Annotated in this window: 21 protein-coding genes; 7 read left to right on the forward strand and 14 right to left on the reverse strand. The window is 40.7% G+C overall.

From position 1 onward, the window contains the following. Positions 1–15: 15 nt before the first annotated feature. Positions 16–1,542 carry a Y-family DNA polymerase gene (locus tag CLOL250_RS00690; RefSeq protein ID WP_008399929.1) on the reverse strand — a complete coding sequence of 509 codons (1,527 nt, stop codon included), beginning with the start codon at positions 1,540–1,542 and terminating at the stop codon, positions 16–18. A 470-nt stretch (positions 1,543–2,012) separates the two neighbouring features. On the opposite strand from CLOL250_RS00690, the gene CLOL250_RS00695 reads away from it, so the two are divergent. Both CLOL250_RS00695 and CLOL250_RS00700 read left to right on the forward strand, forming a co-directional pair. Then, positions 2,013–2,546 carry a hypothetical protein gene (locus tag CLOL250_RS00695; RefSeq protein WP_008399932.1) on the forward strand — a complete coding sequence of 178 codons (534 nt, stop codon included), beginning with the start codon at positions 2,013–2,015 and terminating at the stop codon, positions 2,544–2,546. A 201-nt stretch (positions 2,547–2,747) separates the two neighbouring features. Further along, positions 2,748–3,680 carry a DDE-type integrase/transposase/recombinase gene (locus tag CLOL250_RS00700; RefSeq protein ID WP_044944537.1) on the forward strand — a complete coding sequence of 311 codons (933 nt, stop codon included), beginning with the start codon at positions 2,748–2,750 and terminating at the stop codon, positions 3,678–3,680. 109 nt (positions 3,681–3,789) lie between these two features. Here CLOL250_RS00700 and CLOL250_RS13595 read toward each other — a convergent pair whose 3' ends face one another. The 3 genes from CLOL250_RS13595 to CLOL250_RS00715 all read right to left on the reverse strand — a co-directional run bounded on the left by CLOL250_RS13595 (position 3,790) and on the right by CLOL250_RS00715 (position 7,855). Then, the gene (locus tag CLOL250_RS13595) at positions 3,790–5,115 is read right to left on the reverse strand and encodes a sensor histidine kinase (protein WP_084770623.1); all 1,326 of its coding nucleotides are present in this window, start codon (positions 5,113–5,115) and stop codon (positions 3,790–3,792) included. A gap of 2 nt (positions 5,116–5,117) precedes the next feature. After that, positions 5,118–5,882 (reverse strand): LytR/AlgR family response regulator transcription factor, encoded by a 765-nt coding sequence (locus CLOL250_RS00710; protein WP_008399935.1) that lies wholly within the window; start codon positions 5,880–5,882, stop codon positions 5,118–5,120. Positions 5,883–6,631: 749 nt separating this feature from the next. Further along, positions 6,632–7,855, reverse strand: coding sequence for an SLC13 family permease (locus tag CLOL250_RS00715; RefSeq protein ID WP_008399937.1), 1,224 nt, complete (start codon positions 7,853–7,855; stop codon positions 6,632–6,634). Positions 7,856–8,101: 246 nt separating this feature from the next. On the opposite strand from CLOL250_RS00715, the gene CLOL250_RS00720 reads away from it, so the two are divergent. From CLOL250_RS00720 to CLOL250_RS00735, 4 genes are all read left to right on the forward strand, one after another. Further along, positions 8,102–8,980, forward strand: a complete 879-nt coding sequence (locus CLOL250_RS00720; RefSeq protein ID WP_044944542.1) for a YitT family protein — start codon at positions 8,102–8,104, stop codon at positions 8,978–8,980. A 108-nt stretch (positions 8,981–9,088) separates the two neighbouring features. Beyond that, on the forward strand, positions 9,089–9,961 hold the full coding sequence (locus tag CLOL250_RS00725; protein ID WP_044944546.1) for a transporter substrate-binding domain-containing protein: 873 nt from the start codon (positions 9,089–9,091) through the stop codon (positions 9,959–9,961). Between the two features lie 44 nt (positions 9,962–10,005). Next, positions 10,006–10,737, forward strand: coding sequence for an amino acid ABC transporter permease (locus tag CLOL250_RS00730; RefSeq protein WP_008399944.1), 732 nt, complete (start codon positions 10,006–10,008; stop codon positions 10,735–10,737). Continuing rightward, the gene (locus CLOL250_RS00735; RefSeq protein ID WP_008399945.1) at positions 10,721–11,545 is read left to right on the forward strand and encodes an amino acid ABC transporter ATP-binding protein; all 825 of its coding nucleotides are present in this window, start codon (positions 10,721–10,723) and stop codon (positions 11,543–11,545) included. Before CLOL250_RS00730 ends, CLOL250_RS00735 begins: the two co-directional genes overlap by 17 nt. A gap of 557 nt (positions 11,546–12,102) precedes the next feature. Here the strand turns inward: CLOL250_RS00735 and sufU are convergent. From sufU to CLOL250_RS00765, 6 genes are read right to left on the reverse strand one after another with little or no spacing between them, the layout of a single operon-like run. After that, positions 12,103–12,525 carry a Fe-S cluster assembly sulfur transfer protein SufU gene (gene sufU, locus CLOL250_RS00740; protein WP_008399947.1) on the reverse strand — a complete coding sequence of 141 codons (423 nt, stop codon included), beginning with the start codon at positions 12,523–12,525 and terminating at the stop codon, positions 12,103–12,105. Next, complete coding sequence (locus tag CLOL250_RS00745) at positions 12,515–13,732, reverse strand: aminotransferase class V-fold PLP-dependent enzyme (RefSeq protein ID WP_008399948.1); 1,218 nt, start codon at positions 13,730–13,732, stop codon at positions 12,515–12,517. Before CLOL250_RS00745 ends, sufU begins: the two co-directional genes overlap by 11 nt. Further along, positions 13,713–14,804, reverse strand: coding sequence for a SufB/SufD family protein (locus tag CLOL250_RS00750; protein WP_008399951.1), 1,092 nt, complete (start codon positions 14,802–14,804; stop codon positions 13,713–13,715). Before CLOL250_RS00750 ends, CLOL250_RS00745 begins: the two co-directional genes overlap by 20 nt. A 13-nt stretch (positions 14,805–14,817) precedes the next feature. Next, positions 14,818–16,224 (reverse strand): Fe-S cluster assembly protein SufB, encoded by a 1,407-nt coding sequence (gene sufB / locus CLOL250_RS00755; RefSeq protein WP_008399953.1) that lies wholly within the window; start codon positions 16,222–16,224, stop codon positions 14,818–14,820. Positions 16,225–16,249: 25 nt separating this feature from the next. Then, on the reverse strand, positions 16,250–17,011 hold the full coding sequence (sufC, locus tag CLOL250_RS00760; protein WP_008399954.1) for a Fe-S cluster assembly ATPase SufC: 762 nt from the start codon (positions 17,009–17,011) through the stop codon (positions 16,250–16,252). A 23-nt stretch (positions 17,012–17,034) separates the two neighbouring features. Continuing rightward, the gene (locus tag CLOL250_RS00765) at positions 17,035–17,460 is read right to left on the reverse strand and encodes an RrF2 family transcriptional regulator (protein ID WP_021943695.1); all 426 of its coding nucleotides are present in this window, start codon (positions 17,458–17,460) and stop codon (positions 17,035–17,037) included. Positions 17,461–17,679: 219 nt separating this feature from the next. Here CLOL250_RS00765 and CLOL250_RS00770 point away from each other — a divergent pair, with 219 nt between their 5' ends. After that, complete coding sequence (locus CLOL250_RS00770) at positions 17,680–19,008, forward strand: sodium-dependent transporter (protein WP_008399956.1); 1,329 nt, start codon at positions 17,680–17,682, stop codon at positions 19,006–19,008. A 165-nt stretch (positions 19,009–19,173) separates the two neighbouring features. Here CLOL250_RS00770 and CLOL250_RS00775 read toward each other — a convergent pair whose 3' ends face one another. From CLOL250_RS00775 to CLOL250_RS00790, 4 genes are all read right to left on the reverse strand, one after another. Then, positions 19,174–20,289, reverse strand: a complete 1,116-nt coding sequence (locus tag CLOL250_RS00775; RefSeq protein ID WP_044944719.1) for a 5-methyltetrahydropteroyltriglutamate--homocysteine S-methyltransferase — start codon at positions 20,287–20,289, stop codon at positions 19,174–19,176. 167 nt (positions 20,290–20,456) lie between these two features. After that, positions 20,457–21,473, reverse strand: a complete 1,017-nt coding sequence (locus tag CLOL250_RS00780; protein WP_008399958.1) for a LysR family transcriptional regulator — start codon at positions 21,471–21,473, stop codon at positions 20,457–20,459. Between the two features lie 23 nt (positions 21,474–21,496). Continuing rightward, complete coding sequence (locus tag CLOL250_RS00785) at positions 21,497–22,996, reverse strand: sensor histidine kinase (RefSeq protein WP_008399960.1); 1,500 nt, start codon at positions 22,994–22,996, stop codon at positions 21,497–21,499. Between the two features lie 180 nt (positions 22,997–23,176). Beyond that, a complete protein-coding gene (locus CLOL250_RS00790; protein WP_044944551.1) occupies positions 23,177–23,845 on the reverse strand; it encodes a response regulator transcription factor in 669 nt (222 codons plus the stop codon). Positions 23,846–24,243 lie beyond the last annotated feature (398 nt).

Raw genomic sequence — 24,243 nt, forward strand, 5'->3', positions numbered from 1 at the left:
GTTATATATACCTCTTTATGCCTTATGTCCGCCGATCTGTGCATTTCTGTCTTTCGCCGTTGCTCCCTCCTGCAGGTTCATCCCCTTCAGAATTGCATTTTTCCCATATTTTTTCTTAATACTGAGCATAGCTTCCTGCATGTGACGTTCCCGATCCAGATCTGCTTCCTCTTTTTCCCTTTGTTTTTTTACAGCCTCATAATCTGTAAAAAAATCAAGCTGCTCATACGCATCGTCATTCGCGACAGTATGTTCATCCGCCAGTTTATTCGCGGTAATATTGATCCTCCGGATCAAAAGATCCTTGTCAACGATCCGGTCATACAGTTCCATTACCGCATCCATAAGCATCTGCGTCGATGAGGTCTGCCGCTTCAGATTGATCGTTCCATGCGCATGCTTCGGAACCTTTCGTCCATAACGATCCGTTGTAACAGCGCCTTTATATCTCTTCTTTCTCGCCGGATCTGTCAGATTATCAATATCATATCCGATCGTAAGCACGATCTGATCCGTAACAAGTCCCTTGTCCACCAGATCAAGCGCCATAAGATCGGTCATTTCCTTCACAACCAGCCTTGTCTTATCAAAATCATACGGACAATGCAGTACCTGTCCGGTGCAAATACTATTTGTCTCCGGTTTATATGCCTTGATCTGCTCCATCGTGCAAGGCTCATATCCCCATGCATGATCGATCAGCAGCTCTGCATTAATGCCAAATAGCTTATACAGTAAATCTTCATTATATAATTCATTTGTCTTTCCGACCGAGCATCTCGCCACATCGCCCATCGTGTATAGTCCATATTCGGCTAATTTCTTCGCGTAGCCCTGACCGACACGCCAGAAATCTGTGATCGGCTTGTGACTCCAGAGCTTCCTGCGGTATGACATTTCATCCAGCTCCGCGATCCGCACTCCATCCTTATCCGGTTCGATATGCTTCGCCACAATATCCATCGCGATCTTACAAAGATACAGATTGGTTCCGATTCCCGCCGTCGCTGTGATTCCTGTCGTCTTTAACACATCCTGTATCATCGTCATAGCAAGCTCTCTGGCTGTCATATGATAGGTATTCAGATAGCCGGTCACATCCATAAATACCTCATCCACCGAATAAATATGGATATCCTCCGGTGCAATGTATTTCAAATAAATGTCGTAGATCCGTGTACTGTATTCCATATAAAGCGCCATGCGCGGCGGAGCAATAATATAATCCAGCTGAAGAGTCGGATCTGTCCCCAGCTTCGTGCTGTCATCCGATGCTCCGGTAAAATGATGATCCGGTATATTCCGTCTTCTTATATTATTTGCTTCTCGCACCTTCTGAACAACCTCAAATAGTCTCGCCCTGCCCGGTATTCCATATGCCTTAAGGGATGGAGATACCGCAAGGCAGATCGTTTTCTCCGTCCGGCTCGGATCTGCCACTACCAGATTTGTCGTCAGGGGATCTCTGTTCCGCTCTCTACATTCTACGGAAGCATAGAAGGATTTCAGATCAATCGCTATATACGTTTTATTTTCTTCCATTTATCTATGCTCCTTTCGTATATCTTATCACCATCATCCGACGGTTGTTCTGCATTTATTCCACGCTTCAATTATATGTAAAATGGTTGGTTTTCTCAATGGGAAAATACGGATACCTAATAAAGCGCCGCCTGTTTTCGGTGCTATATCAGGGATATTATTGAGGCAAAAAAGTCCAGATACATCATTTCTGCCATATCCGGACTTCTATAAAATATACATGTTATCTGTTCTGCCGTCATCTCTCCAAGTCTGATTGTAACGGATATCAGAGGGAAAACAAGTTTATAATTTTTCACCCATACTTTTAGCAAAATACTATAAAGTGCAAGTTATTACATCCAGACATACCATTCATTACATTTACAAACTTTTTTCCTTTATTTCTGGTAAGCTGACCTTGTCGACAAAACAGGCGCCAGAAATTAAATTAATGAAATACAATCCATAAAGGAGAAAAATATCTACTTATGACTTCAAATAGAAATGTAAATATCATAACAGATGAAAATAACAGAAAAATTGTTATCATTAATGATAAAAAATTTAAAGGACTAACAAAAGATGATTGGAAACAAATTGAAATATATCTTAAAGATTACATTTCCGACTGCTATGAAATTACAGAAACCTCAGAGTTTGTTTATATCGGACCAGACTTTCCATCCGAATATTCCGGATCAAATAGCCGACTCGCCTTAAAAGGCGCCAGGAAAAAAGCAAAAGCATCTGCTTCACAAGGAATTCCTGAACTAATACAAATTGCTCAAAATCCGAGATGGGAAGAAAACAAAGAAAGGAAACATATCAAGGACGCTAAATACGGCTGGTATCGATACGATATCAGATTTGGAATTCCTGTTTATGATGACAAAACCGGCCTTTTAATCAGATACAATATATTTACAGCCATTCTTCTAATAAAACACTCCGAAGATGGGAAAAAATATCTCCATGATATTACAACAATAAAAAAAGAAACGAGCAGCCCGCTTGAGTTATAAAACTGTACGGTGAAAACCCATTTCTTATTTTTAATGTTACTATTATATTTTACTCCTGTCAAGAGAAACCAAGGAAAAAGAATCCTATGGTTGTAGGATTACAATACATGTGTTACAACTGAATATAAAAAAAGCAGAGATGCTTCTTTTGTGTTATATTTTAGTCACCACAACAAAAAAACAAAAAAGGAGTTCTCTGCTATGGCTACTATAACACAAGATATGCGGTATCGTCTATCCTTAATCAAATACGCTGAAAGGTTTGGTGTCACCAAAGCTGCTATCAAATATAAAACCAACCGTCAATACATTTATCGTTGGAAACGACGTTATGATGGTTCTATTGAGTCCCTTCGTGACCGCTCTCGCAGACCCCATCATCATCCAAACCAACATACCCCTGAAGAGATCAAGCTGATCTTTGATATGCGCAGACGCAATCCCAATGCCGGTCTTGTTGTCTTTTGGGTTAAACTCAAGCAGCGTGGTTACTCCCGTTCCATCCCTGGACTATACAGATTTCTCCGTAAGCAGGGAATTATGGCAGTTCATCCGCCAAATCCTAAATATATTCCAAAGCCTTACGAACAGATGGATTATCCGGGACAACGCATACAGGTTGATGTAAAATTTGTTCCTTCTGCATGCCTCAAAAACCCCAAGGTCATCGGCAAACAATTCTTTCAGTATACTGCCATTGACGAGTATTCCAGATGGCGTTTCGTAGAGGCTTTTGAAGAACACAACACGTATTCTTCTGCTATGTTTATAGAGCATCTGGTGAAAGCCTTTCCGTTACCCATTCAATGTATCCAAACTGATAATGGAGCAGAATTTACAAATCGTTTTACCACTCACCGTGATAAACCCACACTATTTCAGGTGCATCTGAAGCAGCATGGGATTCGCCATAAAGTTATACGACCCTTTACACCACGACATAACGGGAAAGTTGAAAGAAGCCACCGAAAGGATAATGAGCGTTTTTATGCAACTCATACTTTTTATTCTTTTGAGGACTTTGCCAAACAGTTGAAAGTGTATAATCGCAGGGATTATAACAACTTTCCTATGCGTCCATTAGGATGGAAATCTCCAAATCAGGTACTAAAGGATTATCTGGCATCTGTGTAACATATGTTTGACAAACCTACAAACCAAGGAAAAAGAATCCTATGGTCTGCTAACCGGCTTACACAATCACGCAACAGATCATAGGACTTTTTGTTTCTAAGCATATTTTTTATATTTCATCTTTTTGCTGTAAGTATATATCTGTAATCACCCACTCCGGTTCTACGATATACTCCAGCTTACCATCATATTTCTTTACAATACGACGCATACTTTCTATTCCATATCCATGATATTCACTATCCTTCTTTGTTGTTTCAAAATCTCCTTTTGAAAGTGCTTTATATCTTGTACTGTCATATGTATTCTTAATCTCAAAATGAATCATGTTCTCATAACTTGCAGCTTTGAACAGAACGCACTTATCACCATTACTATGCAAACAGGCTTCCGCTGCGTTTTCCAAACCATTCGAAAGCAGTCCGCTCAAGTCAACATCCTGAATCATTAATTTTCGTGGCAACTTACCTTCACAATGGAACTTAACATCTGAATAAGCCTCTTTCGCAATAATTCCATTTATGATGGCATCCACCATATAATTTCCGGTATATAGCACATTTTTCTTCTTCAGATCTTCATCTTGTTCTGAAAGCTGTACCAGGTAATCTTTTATTTCCTCCAAGTCTCCTTTAGAAGCCAATTCTTTAAGAACCGCCCTATGATGTCTATTATCATGACGATATTGCCGCATATCATCATCCATCATTTCCATATTGGCATATAACGCCAACCGCAAGCCGTCGTTTTCTTCCTGAACTTCAATATTCTTTGTTTTCAGATCATTTTCTTTTTTCAAATGGTTGGAATATAGGAAAAAGGCAAGGATGCAGGATATTGTTATTATTGCAGAAGCAATTAAAATTATATTCAATAAATTTCTTTTATCTGGTGCTCCATATGCCATAAAAAGTATAAATGTGATAAAAACAATATATAAGCCCAGCATTGCTCCCAACAACAATATGCATTGTCGAATATTAAGTTTCGCTTCAAACCATCTTTTATGATTATTCCTCGTATATATCCATGCTACTAATAATATTATGAATTCTGCAACTATATTTTCAATTAACTTTATATTTACTGGTGCATGCGAATAATACCATACAACATTATCTCTTATAGCTCCACCTAAAAACAGGTAGCAAATCGTATCCAAATAATTCACTGATATCCATGTTAACAAAAATAAAATAATTTTATTTTTGTATTTTCCCTCATACAAACACAACAATATTAAACAAGAAATAAAAACTAAAATAATCAAACTACCACTCTGTAAAATAAATGTTTGCATAAACAAGAAAGCTGTTAGTATAAATGCCTTCACAACCGATGCTTTGTTTTTATAAATTTTACCATGAAAAATCAAAGAATAAATTGTTATGTACTTCATAATATCCAATAAATTATTTAGTAATAATATTTTCATACTTATTTCCACTTCATCCTTCTATCACAAAATTTATAATAACTTTCCTGACATCTAAGTTGATTCATCTTCGGAATTTTTATAATTCGCCCATCATGCAGCTCAATATTCTTATTGCAGTTTTGGATGTATTCCATATTAATAATGTTACTCTTACTTATGCGTAAGAAATTACCCCCAAGCTCTGATTCCCAATCTTTTAATGATTTACGAACAAGACTTCTTTCCAACACACCAATTCCATTTATCTTTTCATCTACCATGTATTCTATATATGAATATACATGTTCCGCTGTAATCATAACAATTCTATCCTTGTGAATATATAAATTACCTTGGTCACTTTTTATATGAAGGACTTCTCTATTACTCATTTCTTCTTCAAAAAGCCTTAACTTTTCAATCAGTTTATTGTTATTTTTCATAAAACTGATTTTATCAACAAATCCTATCACATATCTTCCAAATGCTTCCTGCACAAGCTCGTCATGACTTGTCAGATAAATAATACTGCTTCCATACCTGTATCGTTCTAACTCTTTTCTAAGCCATAAGCCATCCCTGCCCGGCATTTCTATATCTAATATAAAGAGATCAATATCCCCCTCTATCTTATCAAGATTTTTCAATAAACTCTCCGCCGACTGGAATCCATATAATTTGACATCCGGAGATAAACATTCTCTGCATATCGATCCTACATCTTCAATTACTTTTCTTTCATCATCACAAATGACGATATTCATCTTTTGCCCCTTTCCCTTCATACTTAAGTTATATAAAATAATAAATTGTTTTCTTCCTTTTTACAATAATAACTTTGTTATTCGACATTCTTAGACAAAAATAGTCAAAAAAAATAGCTCAGGAGTTCCTGAACTATTTTTCCAGTTGATGCATCCATCAACTGCCGCAGTCTATATTGTTTTTTATACTTAGCTATATCTCTTAGGTGCATCTTTTTATTATAGAACATCCCTTTCCGGCAAATACTTTGCGCCCCCCTTTATTCTATAATAAATAGTCATCTCTATATGTATATGTTGAATACAAATATAGCTTCATATTTTTCCGAACAAACACTTTTATATGTTATATTTTTACTTTCCCCAGCCTAATATCTTCTTTAACCACTCTACAATATCAAGTCCATACAACATGAATTTCCCCTTTCCCTTTAGGCGCCATCAGTTGTTTGTTTCGTACGATGGTTTCAGTTTAAAGGGATAAAGTGGTATTTTCTATTTATTTGTTCTGAACTGTCGTTTTTTGTTCTGTAGCAAAAAAATCATGTATAAACAATGACTATATTTTGTTATTTTATCTTCTTTAGCAAAATTGTGTCTCGGATCATTCCTTACTGCTGCCTTGTACTGTGTATCTCCCGTATTTATCGGAAGTTCTGTTGCTTCTGCGTAAAGGTTCGATATTCCTGTTTTTATCTCACTTGAGAATTTTGTCAGTTTGGTTCGCTATATCTACTACTCTCATAGCACGGCTGTTCTACTTGATTATGTTAAGAAAGTAAACGATAAAGAATCATCATTATAAAAAGGAAAATAACATTTGCAACTGTAAATTCCAGAAAATATCTGCCACGGAACGAGCGGTCTTCTCTCGCAACATATTTGAAACTGATCAGACTTGCCATTGATGCTATCAAAGTACCAAGTCCTCCGAGATTTGTTCCGATCACCAGCTCCCGGATATGGTCTGTAAATCCGGATAACAGAATCGCAGCCGGAACATTACTCATTACCTGACTTGCAATTACCGAAGTGACCACCTCCCGTCCGGTCAATATATCCGAAAGCAGTTGACTGAATGCCGGGATACGTCCAAGATTACCGATGAATATAAATAACGCGATAAAAATACATAACAGAGAATAATCAACCTGTGTCAGGATTTTCCGGTCACGCAGAAGCAAATATAAAAATACTAACGCGAAAGGCACACCATACGGAAGAATATGTGAAACCGCAAGCAGACTTATGACAAACAGAATAATATATGCTGTAAATTTTTCAATCCATTCCGCATCCTTTTTCCCCCATTTTAAACCGGAAGCCCCCAACGGATCTTTCTGTCTTTTCGTTGAAGCTTTATCTTCAGCAGAGTCTAAGCCTTTATTCTGCTTTATTTCTGTCTTCTCTTCATGACTTAACTTTCTTTTTCGAACCATGGATGCCAGACCGATCCATGCAATTAACAAAGCAAATGCACAGACTGTATACGGTAGCATGATCTTTAAAAACTCCGCAATACCTATACCTGCTTTTCCATACAGATACAGATTCTGAGGATTACCAAGAGGTGTCAACATACTGCCAAGGTTCGCCGCGATCGTCTGCATGACAATTACTTTTAGCATCCATTTGCCACCGACATCCGGGTTCCGTTTCTTCATTAATATAATTGTAAACGGCACAAATGTAATAAGTGATACATCATTTGTTATAAACATCGACATAAAGAAACACAGGCATATAAGGATCACCGTTACTCCCCCGATCCCATGCACCTTTGCTAACAGCCGTTCCGCTAATTTATCAAACACACCAATATTCCTCAAACCGGCAACGATACTCATAAGGCAGAACAGGATTGCCAGTGTTCGGAAATCAATATATGAAATATATTCTCTGTCAGGGGCTACAAAAAATACTGACATCACTGCCAGTACGACCGCGATCGATAAAACGGTTTCCTTCTTTATAAAATATAAAATCTTTTTCATTCTTCTAATCCTCTTAACACATATTTACTGCCTGCACTATTGTACTGCATTCCCTTTCGTCCCACAACCTGTAATTCTGCAATTTATGATCAAGTCTTCCTTATATTTTAGATGCTTTTTTACCGGAAATATTTTATACTCTACATATAAATATTTACAAAAGCGTTCCTGTATTGGTAGTATCAACAGGTTGAAGCTCATAATCTACACAAGCTGTACAAATATTAATAAAGGGAGGGCATGCATATGAATCTCAAAGACAAAACACTCTGGCAGAGAAATGCTGCTGCGATCGGCGGCATGGTTTTATTTGCCGCCGGAATCAACTTCTTTATCGTCCCCGCCAGTCTGTATAACGGCGGTGTCCTTGGTATCAGCCAGATCATACGAACCTTACTGATCCAAGTATTTCCATCGCTTGCATCAGGAACCGATATCGCAGGTATTATCAACTTTATCTTAAATATACCTTTATTTATCATGGCATATATCTCAATCGGCAAAAGTTTCTTCAGCCGGACACTGGTCTGCCTGATCAGTCAGACGATATTCTTAAGTATATTTCCAATTCCGGCTACACCTCTGGTCAATGACAGCCTGACTGCCAGCATTATGGGTGGACTTCTCGCCGGTACAGGCATCGGTATCTCCTTACGCTCCGGCGGCTCCAGTGGCGGTATGGATATCGTCGGTATGTTCTTTACCAAGAAATACAAAAATTTCAGCGTGGGAAAGGTATCTTTGACAGTCAATGCTGTTGTCTACGGCATCTGTGCAATCCTTTTTGGTATCCCGACAGCCGTATACAGCATTATCTATTCCGCTGTCAGTACTCTGATGACTGACAAAGCACATACGCAGAACATCAATACCGAAGTTGTGATCTATACAAAAGAAGAACCGGAAGCCATCCTTGATTACATCGTAAACGAATTTCACCGGGATGCAACCTGGTGGGAGGCGCGTGGTGGTTATACCGAAGAAACAACTTATATGATCGTTACGATCCTTTCCAAATATGAATGTGTTCATCTCCGCCGCGGACTGAAAAACATCGATGAACACGCCTTTGTTGTCGTAAAAGAAGGTATGCATATTGGCGGAAAATACGAAAAGCATTTATAAAACCTGCATAAAACCTGTAATTTTCAGCATTTTTTTGCATATATAAATTGCATTTTTCAAAACACAATGGTATATTTATTCAGAAAAGAATGAAAGGAAGTAATGAAAATGAAACTTAAAAAATTTTTAGCAATTACTATGTCTGCAGCCCTGGCTATGACTGCATTAACAGCATGCGGAAGCAAAACTGACGACAGCAAATCTTCTGATAAGAAGACTGCTAAGGTTATCGAGATTGACCTCACAGATGAGGAATACGCTTTCGGTGTTGACAAAACACAGCCTGACTTATTAAAAGAGGTTAATACATTTATCGCAGATATGAATTCAGATGGCACATTTGAAGAGATCTGCAACCACTACTTCGGTGATGGCGAGCCTGTTGCTGTTGAATCAGCTACATTAGACTCAAGCAAGGATCAGTTAGTTGTAGCAACAAACGCTGCATTCGAACCATTTGAGTATACAAAGGGTGAGAACTACTACGGAATCGATATGGAGATCGCTAAGGCACTTGCTGACAAACTCGGTAAGGAGCTGGTTATCCAGAACATGGATTTCGATGCTGTATGTCTCTCCGTTGGTCAGCAGAAATGTGATATCGCTATGGCCGGTCTTACAATCAAGCCGGATCGTGAAGAATATGTAGCTTTCTCAGATTCTTACTACAAGGCTTCCCAGAAGTTGATCGTTCCATCAGACAACACAGAATTTGACGAATGTAAGACTGCCGATGATGTAAATGCAATCCTTAACGCTAAGGATTCAAGCAGCAAGATTGGTTTCCAGACAGGTACAACCGGACAGTTCTACTGCGAAGGTGATGATGACTGGGGATTCGCTGGTCTTAAGATGACATCTACCGGTTATAAGAACGGTTCACTTGCAGTTCAGGATTTATTAAACGGAAATTTAAATTATGTTATCATCGATTCAGCTCCTGCTGCTGCCATTACAAAATCATTAAATGCTATGCAGTAAAAATATGCTATAAGAATCACGCGTTTCTCGCGTGAAGAAAATAAATGATATTGAAAGGATATTTCATGGGAGACATTTCAAGTAAAATACAAAAGTTCATAGAAATATTCATTGATAACAGAGGATATGTAAAGGTTGTTGAAGGTCTGAAGAATACCGTTATCATCGCCATAATCGGTCTGATCATCGGTATTTTGATCGGAACCATCATTGCAACTGTCCGCGTCATTCCAAAATATAAACGGCTGCCACGAGTTTTAGATGCAATCTGCAGCGTCTATGTCGGATTCTTCCGTGGAACTCCTATGGTCGTGCAGTTACTGCTGTTTTACTATGTTCTGCTCCCTATCGTAGGAGGTCATATGAGCGGTGTACAGGTATCAATGCTTGTATTTGGTCTAAACAGTGGTGCTTATATTTCCGAAATCATGCGAAGCGGTATCCTTTCTGTGGATCCCGGACAGATGGAAGGCGGACGTGCCATGGGCCTTAGCTTTGCGACGACCATGCGTAAGATTGTGATTCCTCAGGCAGTTAAAAACATCCTTCCTACTCTGGGAAATGAATTTATATCTTTGATCAAGGAAACATCTGTTGTAAGCTTTGTTGGTGCTACTGACTTATATGTAGCATTTAACTATATTGGTAGTAACAGCTACGAATTCATGATCCCATATCTGGTTATGGCACTGATCTACATTGTGATGGTGCTTCTGATCAGCCTTGGTATCAAACTTATGGAAAGGAGCCTGAGAAAGAGTGATAGACGTCATTAATCTTGAAAAACACTTTGGTGACAATGAAGTTTTACGAGGCATCAATGTCACAATCGATAAAGGCGATATAATGGTTGTAATCGGTCCTTCAGGTTCTGGTAAAAGTACATTTCTTCGCTGTTTAAATTGTATGGAAGACCCAACAGGCGGTCAGATCATCTTCAATGGTGTCGATATTGCAGACCCAAAGGTTGATATCAACATCCACCGTCGTCATATGGGAATGGTATTCCAACATTTTAATCTGTATAACAACAAAACCGTTATTCAGAATATCATGCTTGCTCCTGTACTGGTGCGTTGTCAGGATCTGAAAAAAGCGAAGCGTCATAATCGTATGCTTCCGCTTACGAACCTGTTCCGCAAAGAGAAGCAGGAGAAAATAGAGATTACAACAAGTAAATCTCAGATCGTTGCCGAGGCAAGAGCAAAGGCAGAAGAACTTCTGAAACGGATCGGTCTGGAAGATAAAGCAGATGTATATCCTTCTACCTTATCCGGTGGTCAGAAACAGCGAGTTGCCATCATCCGTGCTCTTGCTATGAATCCGGATGTGATCCTATTCGATGAACCGACTTCTGCTCTTGATCCTGAAATGGTTGGAGAAGTTCTCGACCTGATGAAGGATCTTGCAAAAGAGGGAATGACCATGATCGTGGTTACTCATGAAATGGGATTTGCAAAGGAGGTTGCCAATAAAGTCCTCTTCATCGATGAGGGACAGATTCTTGAAACCGGCACGCCGGAAGAATTCTTTGGCAATCCGAAGAATCCTCGACTGAAGGATTTCCTTTCGAAAGTATTATAGACCGGCTTGGCATTATAAATAAAAGATGATAGATACTCTTTGTTACGCAAAACGCTCTCGCTCTATTTTCACGTAACGGTACTAAGCTCCCGCTTATGCGGATCGCTAAGAACCGACGTTCAAATAGGTTTGCTTCACAAAAATATCTATCATCTTTTATTTATATCCACTTTAATGGCTTTAACTTCATATATTAATATGTACAAACCTACACCAGCGCGAATAACTGAGAACTTAGCGAGGCTTCCGCCGAGGTTAGTTCGAAGTTACACAGCGTGGGCAGGCTTACTTCATAATAGTAATACCCTCTTCCATTTTTGTTTCCACTTCTCAATAGTAAATACATTTCATTATCGCTAAAGACCGACGTGAATAACTGAATGTTAACAAAAAATAATACAGGGAGCGTATATACATTGTGAAGCAAACCTTTCTACACGTCGGTACTTAACGATTCACCGTCAGGTGAAGAGTTTAGAACCGCTACGTGTAGAATAGAACGCGAGTGTTTTGCGGAACAATGTTATATATGACCCCTGTATTATTTTTTGTTAACACTATTTCTTTAATGCTTCCTCCAGGGTATGCCAGCCAAGGACTGCGCATTTTACACGGGCAGGCATATGGGAGATATCTTTTAAGGCGGAGGCCTCTTCCAGTTCATCGATCTCTTCATCGGTCGCTTCGCCCTGTATCATCTTTAAGAAAAGTTTTCCAAGCTTCAACGCTTCTTCCTCGGTCTTTCCGACGATCATGCCAAGCATGATATCAGCGGACGCCTGTGAGATCGCACAACCGTCTCCGACAAATGCTCCGTCTTCGATGATTCCGTTTTCTACTTTTAATTTCAACCAGATATCATCCCCACAGTTCGGGTTTACACCTTCCAGTACGATGTTCGCATCCGGAAGATCATGTTTGAATTCCGGACGGATATTGTGTTCCGTCAGAATCTCATTATAAAAACTTCTATTCTCCATATCCCATTCTCCTTCTGACATTTGCAACACTCTCTACAAATGCATCGACTTCTTCTATCGTATTGTAGAACATAAAGCTGGCTCTTGTTGTATTATACACCTTCAGATAAGTAAGTAATGGCTGTGCGCAATGGTGCCCTGCACGGACATCGATACCATCTGCTGCCATGATCTCACTGACATCATGTGGATGTACATTGTCGATCGTAAATGCCACAATACCGGTATGGTTTGCAGGATCTTCTGAGCCGATCACATGAACATGCGGAATCTTTGCAAGTCCTTCCATCGCATGTCGGGTCAGTTCCAGTTCTCTCTGCTCGATTGTCTCAAATCCAATCTTATTAATATATGAAATTGCGGCTTCAAGTCCGGCTGCACCGGCTGCATTTACAGTTCCTGCCTCAAACTTATGCGGAAGCTCAGCCCATACCGCTCCTTCTGTCGTTACGGACTGGATCATCTCGCCACCTGTCATAAATGGCGGCATCTCTTCCAGTAATGCTTCTTTTCCATATAACACGCCGATACCCATCGGTCCCATCAGCTTATGACCGGAAAATGCAAGGAAATCTGCATCCAGATCTTTGACGTCGATCGGCATATGCGGTGCACTCTGTGCTGCATCTACTACAATGACCGCGCCGACTGCATGTGCAAGCTTTGAAATCTTCTTGATCGGATTCACACAACCGAGAACATTGGATACCTGTCCGATCGCTACAAGCTTTGTCTTCTCATTGATTCCTGCTGCAAGTGTCTCATCTGTCAAAATACCGTCCTTCTCACAGTTCAGATACCGGACCGTTGCACCTGTCATTCTCGCTGCCATCTGCCATGGGAGAATGTTGCTGTGATGTTCCATGATGCTGACTGCGATCTCATCTCCTTCTTTCAGATGACTGCATGCATAGCTGTATGCAACAAGGTTCAGACTCTCTGTTGTATTTCTTGTAAAGATGATTTCTTTTTCCGAATCTGCATGAATAAAATCACGCACAACTTTTCTGGCATCTTCATATGCTTCTGTTGCTGCAAGGCTCAGCGGATAGAAGCCACGAAGCGGATTTGCATTGCTTTCTTCATAAAAACGCTTCTCTGCTTCAATTACAACTGCCGGCTTCTGTGCTGTAGCTGCATTGTCTATATAAATGGTTTTATTTGTCTGTAATAACGGAAAATCCTCTTTATAATTCTTCTCTATCATCTGCCATTACCTCCGCAAGCTGTGCTTCTACCAGCTTCTGTGTCTGCTCATCTCCTATGTGGCGATATAACATCTCGAATTTGCCGTGGGTCATGATATCCTCCGCAGCCTCCTTGTCGATGCCTCTTGATTCAAAATAAAATAATGTCTCCTCATCCAGTTCACCTATCGTTGCACCGTGAGAACCTTCTACATCCTCCTCTGCACAGAGAATGATCGGGATTGTCTTATTGATCACATCATCACCAAGCAGGAGTACATTTTCTGTCTCTGCACCTGTGGATTCGGATGCACCGTTCTTGAAATCGATCGTTCCACGAAATACTTTCTCTGCTGCATCCTTTAAGGTTCCATCTACCTGGATCTCACAATTCGTCTTCTTACCGAAGTGATTTATGATCAGGTTCACATCAATCTTCTGTGTCTTCTGTCCAAGGTAGCCGATCTCGACCTGTGTATCTGCTCCTGTACCCTTAAGATCTGTACGGATTCCGTTATAGAGATCACCTTTTCCGATAAAGATCTGAAGGATATCGAACTTTGCATTTTCATCGCAGACACAACCGATATCATTTAACAGAGTCTGTTCTTCATCCTGCATAAATACCTGTACCAGACGAACACGGCTGTCTTTCTTTGCCTGTATCATCGTACGGTATGCCAGTGAACCTGCCTGCGCACTTTTCTTTGTAAATGTCTCAATTATGGTTGTATCCGTACCTTCTTCTGCCGTCAGATAACATGCACCTGCCGCCGACGCTGCTGTCGTTCCATCAACAGCCAGACGGATCGTTGCCTTTGCGTCTTTGTCCGAAGCAGTCAGAACTGTTTTTTCTGTCTGCGCATCTGCAAAGATCGGATCAGCCTCTCTTCCTGCTCCACTCTCAACTGTGGCAAATTCTGCCGCATCCCCGGATATCAGGCTGTTTGTCTCTTTATCCTCAAATGCTTCCTCTACCGTCACCTTACATGGTGCTATATCAGGATTCCATGAAACCTTTGTATCATTCATATGAAGCCAGTACCATGTTTTGGATGGAAGTTTATTAATATTGATCGTCTTCTTGTCCATTGCTCATTTCCTCCTAACCTATACTGCCCTTCATTTCCAGACGGATCAGATTGTTCATTTCCAAAGCATATTCTAGCGGAAGCTCCTTTGATACGTTGTCCGCAAATCCACTGACGATACAAGCTCTGGCATCTTCCTCGCTCATACCACGGGACATCAGATAGAATACCGCATCATCACTGATACTGCCGATCTGTGCCTCATGTCCTACATTTGCCTTTCTGGTACGAATATCCATCGCCGGGATCGTATCAGATCTTGAGATAGAATCCAGCATCAGCGACTGACAGGATACTGCTGCCTTGGAATTCTCTGCTTCCTTTGCTACTACAACGGAAGAACGGAAAGTACTGATACCTCCATCCTTTGAAATAGATCTTGTATTAATGTAGGAACTGGTATCCGGTGCACTGTGAACGACCTTTGCTCCGGTATCCAGATTCTGTCCTTTTCCGGCAAATGTGATACCGGTAAATTCCATCTTCGCGCCCTTTCCCTTAAGGATACTCATCGGATATAGATAGGATACGTGGGATCCGAAGGAACCGGAAACCCATTCGATCGTTCCACCTTCTTCTACAACTGCACGTTTTGTATTCAGGTTATACATATTCTTTGACCAGTTCTCGATCGTAGAATAACGAAGCTTTGCATTCTTACCGACAAATAATTCCACGCACCCGGCATGGAGATTTGCCACGTTATATTTTGGTGCAGAACAACCTTCGATGAAATGAAGATCCGCGCCCTCATCCACTATGATAAGGGTATGTTCAAACTGTCCGGCTCCCGGTGCATTCAGACGGAAATAGGACTGCAATGGGATCTCTACGGATACACCCTTTGGTACATATACAAAGGAGCCGCCTGACCATACCGCACCATGAAGAGCTGCGAACTTGTGGTCATTGGGACGAACCAGCTTCATAAAATGCTTTCTTACCATATCTGCATATTCGCCATTTAATGCACTCTCCATATCGGTATATACAACACCCTTTTCAGCTACCTCCTGACGGACATTGTGGTATACCAGCTCGGAATCATACTGTGCTCCGACACCTGCAAGAGATTTTCTCTCTGCCTGTGGGATGCCCAGTCGTTCAAATGTATTCTTGATATCTTCCGGCACATCAGACCATTTTGCTTTCATATTTGTATTTGGTCTGACATAGGTTACGATGTTGTCCATATTCAGACCTTCAATCGATGGTCCCCAGTCCGGTACTTCCATATTATTATAGATCTGCAGGGATTCCAGACGGAAGGTCTGCATCCATGCCGGATCATGTTTCTCTTTCGAAAGCTGCTCAACAATCTCTGGCGTCAGTCCTGCCTTGATCTTATAAGCATCTTTTTCATCATCTTTGAAGTCATATATATTTCTGTCTATGTCTTCTACATATGTTTTTTCTTTCATATCTATCGGATGCTCCTTTCAAAGACTACTGATTCTGCTCTGTCTTCTCATATTTTGCAAATCCATTCCGGTTGATCTCCTCTACCAGAGATGCATCACCGGTCTGTATGATCTTACCTTCTACCATAACGTGTGTATGATCAACAGATAAGGACTCCAGAATCTTCGTACTATGGGTAATGATCAGAAGACTGCCCTTGCAATTCTTCTGGTATTCTTCGATACCGGCAGATACTGTTCTTACAGCATCAACGTCCAGACCGGAATCTGTCTCATCAAGGATTGCAAGTGAAGGCTTCAGCATCAGGAGCTGTAAGATCTCTGCCTTCTTTTTCTCACCACCGGAAAATCCGACATTCAGATCACGCTCTGCATAGGATGGATCCATCTGAAGGATCTCCATTGTACGCTCCAGCTCTTTCTTGAAATCATATAAACGCTGTCTTTTTCCTGTCTTCTGCTCCAATGCATTTCTGATAAATGAACTTAAAGTCACACCCGGAACCTCTAATGGATTCTGGAAGGACAGGAAGATTCCTGCTTTCGCCCGCTCATTGACAGGAGCCTCTGTAATATTTTTACCCTGAAACCAGATTTCTCCGCTCTTTATAGTGTATCTTGGATTTCCCATGAGTGCATAGCCAAGTGTTGATTTACCTGTTCCGTTTGGTCCCATGAGAACGTGTGTCTCACCTTTTCCGATTGACAGATCTACACCATGAAGGATCTGCTTCTCCTCTACATCTACATACAAATTCTTTACATTTAATAACTGTTTCTCTGACATATTCGTGCCTCCTGTATATTCATCTATTCTTTCACTGTTTGTCCGGCTTTTCCTGCCACATCGGCAAGTGTCATATTATCAAAATAATTATTGATCAGATCGGCAAGTCCTTGCCAGATCGGTAATGTATAACATAATTCCGACCGGTCACACGGTACTGAATCATCCTTCAGGCAGGATACCGGTGCAAGGGTCCCTTCGGTCAGCTTGAGGATCTCTCCCACACTGTATTCCTCCGGTTCTCTGGTCAGACGATAGCCACCTCCATGTCCGCTTGCCGCTTCGATCAGATGTGCTTTTGACAGCATCCGGGTGATACTTTCCAGATATTTCTGTGACAGCTCTTCGTGTTGTGATATTTCTTTTAATGGTATAAAACTGCCATCATGATTTACCGCCAGATAAACCATAACGCGTAATGCATACCGTCCTTTTGACGAGATGACCATAGTATTTCTCCCTCTTTCCAAATTATGCTACAAAGATAATATCCCTATTCACCTACCATGTCAATAGGTGAATAATATTTTTGTTGCTTTTTCGACTGTAAACCTTTAAACTGGAACAGTATGGCACGTATAGATAATTGCGTAAGCATTAGTTACTAATATGCATAAATCTGAATTATGCAATCATCTATATAATAAAGAAATAGATAGGGTTAGTTTATGAGTAATAAAAATACGAAAAGTTTTGGAAGCAGATGGGGGTTCATTCTGGCTTCTGTTGGTTCTGCCGTTGGTATGGCAAATGTCTGGGGATTTCCAAATAAATTAGGAAGTAATGGTGGCGGCGCATTTCTGCTGATCTACCTGCTTTTTATCTTTATATTCAGCTATGTGGCACTTCCGACCGAATTTGCAATCGGACGAAGAGCCGGAACAGGAACACTTGGTGCTTATAAATATGCATGGGAAACAAGAGGTAAAAAAGCCGGTACTGCAGGTGGACTGCTTGGCTGGCTTCCACTTGCAGGCTCCTTATGTATCGCGATCGGTTATGCGATCATCGTTTCGTATATTTTAAAAGCCTTCCTTGATTCTCTGATTGGAACTTTAATGCATGAAGATACAGCAGCCTGGTTTAATTCATTTTCATCCAAACCGTTCTCCGTGATCCCGCTTCACATTATCGTGGTAGCCGGAACGCTTCTGACTCTGTTCTTCGGTGCACATAGTATAGAAAAGACAAATAAGATCATGATGCCGTTATTCTTCATCATTTTTCTGATCCTTGCAGTCCGTGTTGCTATGCTTCCGGGCGCAGCAGAAGGATATAAATTCATGTTCACACCGGACTGGTCAAAGCTTGCTGATCCTATGATCTGGATCTGGGCAATGGGACAGGCATTCTTCTCCCTGTCAGTTACGGGAAGCGGCATGATCGTCTATGGCGCTTATCTGTCAAAGGATGAAGATGTTGTCGGAGTTGCCAGACATACTGCGATCTTTGATACGATTGCTGCCGTTGTCGCAGCACTGGTCATTATCCCGGCATGTTTCTCTTATGGCGTTGATGTCGGAGCAGGTCCAAGCCTTCTCTTTGTTACCCTGCCAACCATCTTACAGAATATTCCGCTCGGACGGTTATTTGCAATTATCCTGTATATAGCAATGATCTTCGCCGGTGTAAGTTCCCTTCAGAATATGTTTGAGGCGGTTGCTGAATCACTCTTACACCAGTTTCCGAAGCTCAGCCGTACCGCAGTCCTGATCATCATCGGTGTGTTATGCCTTGGCTGTGGCATCGGTATGGAGACGATCTCCAAATGGGGACCTTGGATGGATATTGTTTCGATCTACATTATCCCGATCGGCGCAACCATCGGTGCTGTCTCATGGTTCTATATCATGAAAAAGGATGACCTGCTCGAAGCTGTCAACTGCGGCAGCAAAAAGAATCGTGGCACACTCTGGTATTCCATCGGACGTTACCTCTATGTACCACTTGCCATTGTATTATGTGCAGTTGCGTTGTTTAAACATATATCGTTTTAAAACAAAATCCGCAATATATCAAAACATTGCGGATTTTATTTTATACCTTTATTTCTAAATATGTGATATAAAAACGGCGGGGAGTTCCCCCGCCTGTTCTTTTGGTTGGACCTGGGTTTTTCGACCAGCCCATAACTGTGACCTGTCACATTCTTTATTATAGCTCTACCACACTTCTTCTGCAATCTCTTTTACAAGACGAAGCTTATCCCACTGTTCTTTCTCGGTCAGCTTATTACCGATCTCACAGGATGCAAATCCACACTGTGGGCTGAGATACAATCTGTCAAGTGGAATATAATTTGCAGCCTCCTTTATACGGGCAATTACTTCTTCCTTATTTTCAAGCTTTGGTGATTTCGTTGTAATAAGACCAAGCACAACCTTCTTATCACCGGAAACCTTTGCAAGCGGAGCAAATCCGCCGGAACGTTCATCATCGAATTCCAGATAATACGCATTTACATTTTCCTCTCCAAACAGGATATCTGCCACAGGATCATAAGCACCACTGTTTGCATAAGTAGAATGGAAATTACCACGACATACATGTGTATTGATCGTCAGATCCTTTGGTGCATTTGCGATTACCTGATTATTGATATCCTTATGGATCTTCTGAATTTCCTTTAATCCCTCCGCAGTTGTACCATATGCAAGATGTCCGCTTCTGTCTGCCATCATGCCCCAGGTACAGTCATCAAGCTGGATATTTCTGCATCCTGCATTGTACAGATCCTGGATCACTTTTCCATATGCATCTACAATATCCTTTACCAGATCTGCATCGGATGTGTAGTATTTCTCTGTCTCCACACGGTTGAATGGCATCGTAAACTGCGCAAGAAACTGAGCCGGAGATGGCATTGTCTGTTTTGCTACTGTATTCTCATCTTCAAACTGTTTTACGAACTTAAAATGCTCTACAAATGGATGCTCTTTGGATATACCGACTTTTCCGACCAGATAAGTATCATCAACCATAGCTGCTTCACCATGGAATGGAAGGCCTGTCTTTGTAGGTGTATGTCCGATTCCATCAAATCCCCACATAAAATCAAGATGCCAGGTTGCACGACGGAATTCACCATCTGTAATAACATGATAGCCTGATTCTTTTATCTTTGTTATAAGCTCTGTGATCGCTTCATCTTCTACTTTCTTTAATTCATCGTATGAGATATTTTCCTTATCAAACTGTCTTCTCGCCTTCTTTAATTTTGCAGGGCGAAGAAAGCTTCCTACATAATCATAACGAAATGGTGTCTGTAACTGACTCATTGCTTTATCCTCCATATAATTCAAATCATTTCCATAATAACCACTCTGCTTATTTTCCAGCCGTGATTTCCCGCTTATTATATGGCAATGAACAAGATCTGTATAATACAAAAAGGATTCTGTTTTCCATAGTTTTAAACTATATCAAAACAAAATCCTTTTTGGTTTTATTTCAGCTTCTTTATATGTTCATCTATCTTATCTGTAACATCCGTCAGCATTTCCCCATCTCTGCCAAGTTCATTAAAGCGTCCCCGATGTTCCAGTTTTCGTCTGGGCGGTTCCGGACCCAGATATTTTTTCAGAACCTCCAAATATGTATTTCCCAGCCGGCTGATCATTCCTTTCTTATGTGTGATATATCCGATCCGCATATCACTCTCATCTGCAAGAGGAACTGCTATGATGTCTCTGCCATTCAGTTTCTTATCGATCACACCGCTGCACACGGTATAGCCATTTAACCCGATCAGCAGGTTAAATAACGTAGCTCTGTCCCGGACACGGATATTCCGTTTCCGCTCAAAAGATGAGAAAATCTCTTCTGAAAAATAAAAGGAATTATGCTCTCCCTGTTCAAATGAGAGATATGGATAGTCCTCAAGTTCTTCATTTGTTATGACCGTCTTGTCGGCAAGTGGATGTTTTCTGCTGATAAATACATGCGGTCTGGCTACAAACAGCAAATGAAATTCCAGATCATGCGAACGCAGGAGCTTACGCAATACTGCTTCATTAAAATCATTCAGGAATAAGATTCCGATCTCACTTCTCATCCTTGCTACATCTTCGATGATCTCATAAGTCTGTGTCTCCCGTATACTGAAATCATATTCATCCTGTCCATACTGCTTGACCAGATCTACAAACGCATTAACGGCAAATGAATAATGCTGGGTTGATACACAGAACTGTTTCTTGCCACCATCATTTCCCTTATATTTGTCTTCTAAAATAGCCGCCTGCTCTAAAACCTGTCTTGCATATCCTAAGAATATCTCTCCTTCCTTTGAAAGACTGATACCCTTATTCGTCCGGTTGAAAATGACGATATTCATTTCCTTTTCCAGTTCATGGATCGCATTTGTCAGACTTGGCTGCGAAATATACAGCTTATTTGCTGCTTCCGTGATCGTTCCAGTATCCGCTACTGTTATCACATATTTTAACTGTTGTAATGTCATTGCCGGCACTCCTTATTATTAACTTATCTGAAGTCCACCTTCACTTCCACACCATCACCTGTATTTTTCATCTCACAGGTAAATCCATGGCGATCCATAATGGTTTTGACGATGGATAAGCCAAGCCCGGTTCCTTTGTGTCCATGTCTGCTGTTATCCCCTTTGACAAATGGATTCCAAATATTCCTTAAAATATCTTCCGGAATCAGCTCACTTGTATTCTGAATGGAAAGGCTCTCATCGCTCATCTGAACTGTGATCTTTCCATCCTTTGTAACATACTTAATCGCATTATCCATCATATTCATAACTGCCTGATACATCAGAGTCTCGTCTGCTTCGATCTGGCAGCTTCCCTGAATGTCAAGCCTGATATTTTTAGTTTTAATTGTTTCCGCATATACCTCTGCTGCTGTATTTATGATGTTCCCGATATCAACTTTAGTCTTATGAAGCTCTGTGTTTACATCCTCTGCCTTTGCCATATCAAGGATGGATGCAACCTGTTCATTCATTGCCTTTACTTCATTTAATATCCCATCCATATAATACTGGTTCTTCTCCGGATTCTTTCCTGATTTCAGATTCTCGGCATACAGAGAAATAACGGCAAGCGGACTTTTGAGATCATGCGCCATCGCATTTGAAGTTGTTCGTCTGTACTGCTCCATATCATACGCTGATTTATAGGATCTGTACATTACATATGCGATCAGAAGTGAGATCAATGCACTTCCAAGCACTACCCCAAGCCATGTATAAATGATCATATGTCCCATCAGTGACTTTACAATATTATAATGATAATCTATGACCGCAAAAGCAGTATTATCATTGTTGACAGGAAATGCATAGACTGCATGTGTGCCGTATGCACATTTTTCTGTATCTTCCACATATTCCCAATTGGAATTATTCTGATAATCATTCACGATCTCATCCGTACCTGTATACCGGTCAACCTTTAACGATGTTGGTATGCAGCCAACGACTCCATGCGGAATGGTAAATCCCGAACTCTGATCCAGCTTCACATAACCATCCGGTATCTCTGATACCGTTCTTTCCTGCTCCTCCCCATCTGCAAAACAGGTATAGGAAGCCGGATAAAACTGCATTCCTGATACATAGATCTCATTCATTTTATCAAGTGAAAAATCCGCAGACATATCCTTTATTTCAGGAACAGCCGCTTCAAATATATCATTATCACAATACAGCATATATTTGTTCTCAGATGTATCATTGATTTGAAGAAATACCTTATCCTTCTGATCCGTGATCTCTGTCAGATTACCGGCATCGTCCTTCTGATACAGATGAATAAATCCCTGCATATTGACCACCTCACTGTCATTTAACGCAGCCATTGACAGATTATTCAAATATATCATATTTCCAATATAATGATCATACGGTGTCTGGAACTCGTAATCTGCGTCTTTTTGTTCTTCAAGCTCCGTCTGATAAATATTCCAGTATTTTATGCCTGCCTGACGGATCGTCTTTTCTGCAGCCTGCACATTGCTCGATATATTATTCTGAAATGTCAGGTTTAGAAATGCTGTAATGATACCCCCAAGTATCGATGTTACAATAATAAACGGAATAAAAATCTTTAAAAAGAAGGAATAAAACTTCTTCTTTTTCCATAATATTTCTTTTCTTTTTTCTTCATATGATAGTCCACCTCTCTGATCTGATTACTCCATCCGATATCCTTTTGCAAATACAGTCTTTATCAGTTTGCCGCTGTCACCAAGTGCTTTGCGAAGCTTCTTTACATGGTTGTCAACCACACGGTCACCACCATCGTAATCATACCCCCATAACCGGACAAGCATATCATCCCTTGTCACGATCATGCCCTTATGCTCCATCAGGTATTTGAGCATCGCATATTCTTTTGGTGCAAGCCGGACCTCTTCTCCTGCTGCCTCAACAAGCAGTCTGTCCGGATACATCTTGATGTCTCCCACCTGGATCACCTGATTCTTCGTCCACAAGCCTTTCGACCTACGCAAAAATGACTGGATCTTCGCCTGAAGCTCTGCCATGGAAAATGGTTTCACAACGTAATCATCACAACCGAGATCGTACCCATAAAGCCGGTCTTCTTCTCTGCCTCTGGCGGTCAGAAAAATGATCGGAACGTAACTCTTTGCCCGGATGGCTCTGCATATCTCAAATCCATCTGCCCCCGGCAGCATCACATCTAAAAGTGCCAGATCATATTCATGTTCGTACACCAGAGCAAGTGCCTCGTCTCCGTCCGCCGCCCAGGTAAATGTGATCTCACTCTCTTTCATGTAATCCATGATGCCCTCTGCAATTCCTGCTTCATCTTCTACCAGTAAAATGTTGTAACTCATAGCGCTCCCCATTTCCAGAATTCATTTTTTAATCTCTCGATATCTTAGATTCTGAACCTATCATACATGGCAATTATATCCTATTTGTATCCTGTTGTACACAAATGTAAGTTTTCAAAACGAAAAGAACGTCCTTCTGCCTGGTATCAATGCCCATTATATAACTCGTTACGATTTCTGTTTGTTGCACATAACTTATTCGTAAATACTCCTGTGCTAACTCGCCTGCGGCTGAGCGGAGCACTTAGTGAAGACGAGCGTTAACGCGAAGTCTGAGGTTAGTGCGTGCCATGTAAGTACACTTAGTGAAAACAAGCATTAGCGTAGTTTGAGCTTAGTGTAGCTTACTCTGATCTGGTTATGTGCACCGCACAACGAAATCTCACTGATGTTATATT

Source organism: Clostridium sp. L2-50 (assembly GCF_000154245.1).
Taxonomy (GTDB): domain Bacteria; phylum Bacillota; class Clostridia; order Lachnospirales; family Lachnospiraceae; genus Coprococcus.

What these genes read in the sequence shown, in the direction of transcription:
- CLOL250_RS00780 (WP_008399958.1), bottom strand. Translation starts at nt 21,473, where the DNA reads ATGACATTACAACAGTTAAAATATGTGATAACAGTAGCGGATACTGGA.
- CLOL250_RS00710 (WP_008399935.1), bottom strand. Translation starts at nt 5,882, where the DNA reads ATGAAGGGAAAGGGGCAAAAGATGAATATCGTCATTTGTGATGATGAA.
- sufU (WP_008399947.1), bottom strand. Translation starts at nt 12,525, where the DNA reads ATGGAGAATAGAAGTTTTTATAATGAGATTCTGACGGAACACAATATC.
- CLOL250_RS00745 (WP_008399948.1), bottom strand. Translation starts at nt 13,732, where the DNA reads ATGATAGAGAAGAATTATAAAGAGGATTTTCCGTTATTACAGACAAAT.
- CLOL250_RS00715 (WP_008399937.1), bottom strand. Translation starts at nt 7,855, where the DNA reads ATGAAAAAGATTTTATATTTTATAAAGAAGGAAACCGTTTTATCGATC.
- CLOL250_RS00765 (WP_021943695.1), bottom strand. Translation starts at nt 17,460, where the DNA reads ATGGTCATCTCGTCAAAAGGACGGTATGCATTACGCGTTATGGTTTAT.
- CLOL250_RS00725 (WP_044944546.1), top strand. Translation starts at nt 9,089, where the DNA reads ATGAAACTTAAAAAATTTTTAGCAATTACTATGTCTGCAGCCCTGGCT.
- CLOL250_RS13595 (WP_084770623.1), bottom strand. Translation starts at nt 5,115, where the DNA reads ATGAAAATATTATTACTAAATAATTTATTGGATATTATGAAGTACATA.
- CLOL250_RS00775 (WP_044944719.1), bottom strand. Translation starts at nt 20,289, where the DNA reads ATGAGTCAGTTACAGACACCATTTCGTTATGATTATGTAGGAAGCTTT.
- CLOL250_RS00770 (WP_008399956.1), top strand. Translation starts at nt 17,680, where the DNA reads ATGAGTAATAAAAATACGAAAAGTTTTGGAAGCAGATGGGGGTTCATT.
- sufB (WP_008399953.1), bottom strand. Translation starts at nt 16,224, where the DNA reads ATGAAAGAAAAAACATATGTAGAAGACATAGACAGAAATATATATGAC.
- sufC (WP_008399954.1), bottom strand. Translation starts at nt 17,011, where the DNA reads ATGTCAGAGAAACAGTTATTAAATGTAAAGAATTTGTATGTAGATGTA.
- CLOL250_RS00730 (WP_008399944.1), top strand. Translation starts at nt 10,006, where the DNA reads ATGATATTGAAAGGATATTTCATGGGAGACATTTCAAGTAAAATACAA.
- CLOL250_RS00700 (WP_044944537.1), top strand. Translation starts at nt 2,748, where the DNA reads ATGGCTACTATAACACAAGATATGCGGTATCGTCTATCCTTAATCAAA.
- CLOL250_RS00690 (WP_008399929.1), bottom strand. Translation starts at nt 1,542, where the DNA reads ATGGAAGAAAATAAAACGTATATAGCGATTGATCTGAAATCCTTCTAT.
- CLOL250_RS00750 (WP_008399951.1), bottom strand. Translation starts at nt 14,804, where the DNA reads ATGGACAAGAAGACGATCAATATTAATAAACTTCCATCCAAAACATGG.
- CLOL250_RS00720 (WP_044944542.1), top strand. Translation starts at nt 8,102, where the DNA reads ATGAATCTCAAAGACAAAACACTCTGGCAGAGAAATGCTGCTGCGATC.
- CLOL250_RS00695 (WP_008399932.1), top strand. Translation starts at nt 2,013, where the DNA reads ATGACTTCAAATAGAAATGTAAATATCATAACAGATGAAAATAACAGA.
- CLOL250_RS00790 (WP_044944551.1), bottom strand. Translation starts at nt 23,845, where the DNA reads ATGAGTTACAACATTTTACTGGTAGAAGATGAAGCAGGAATTGCAGAG.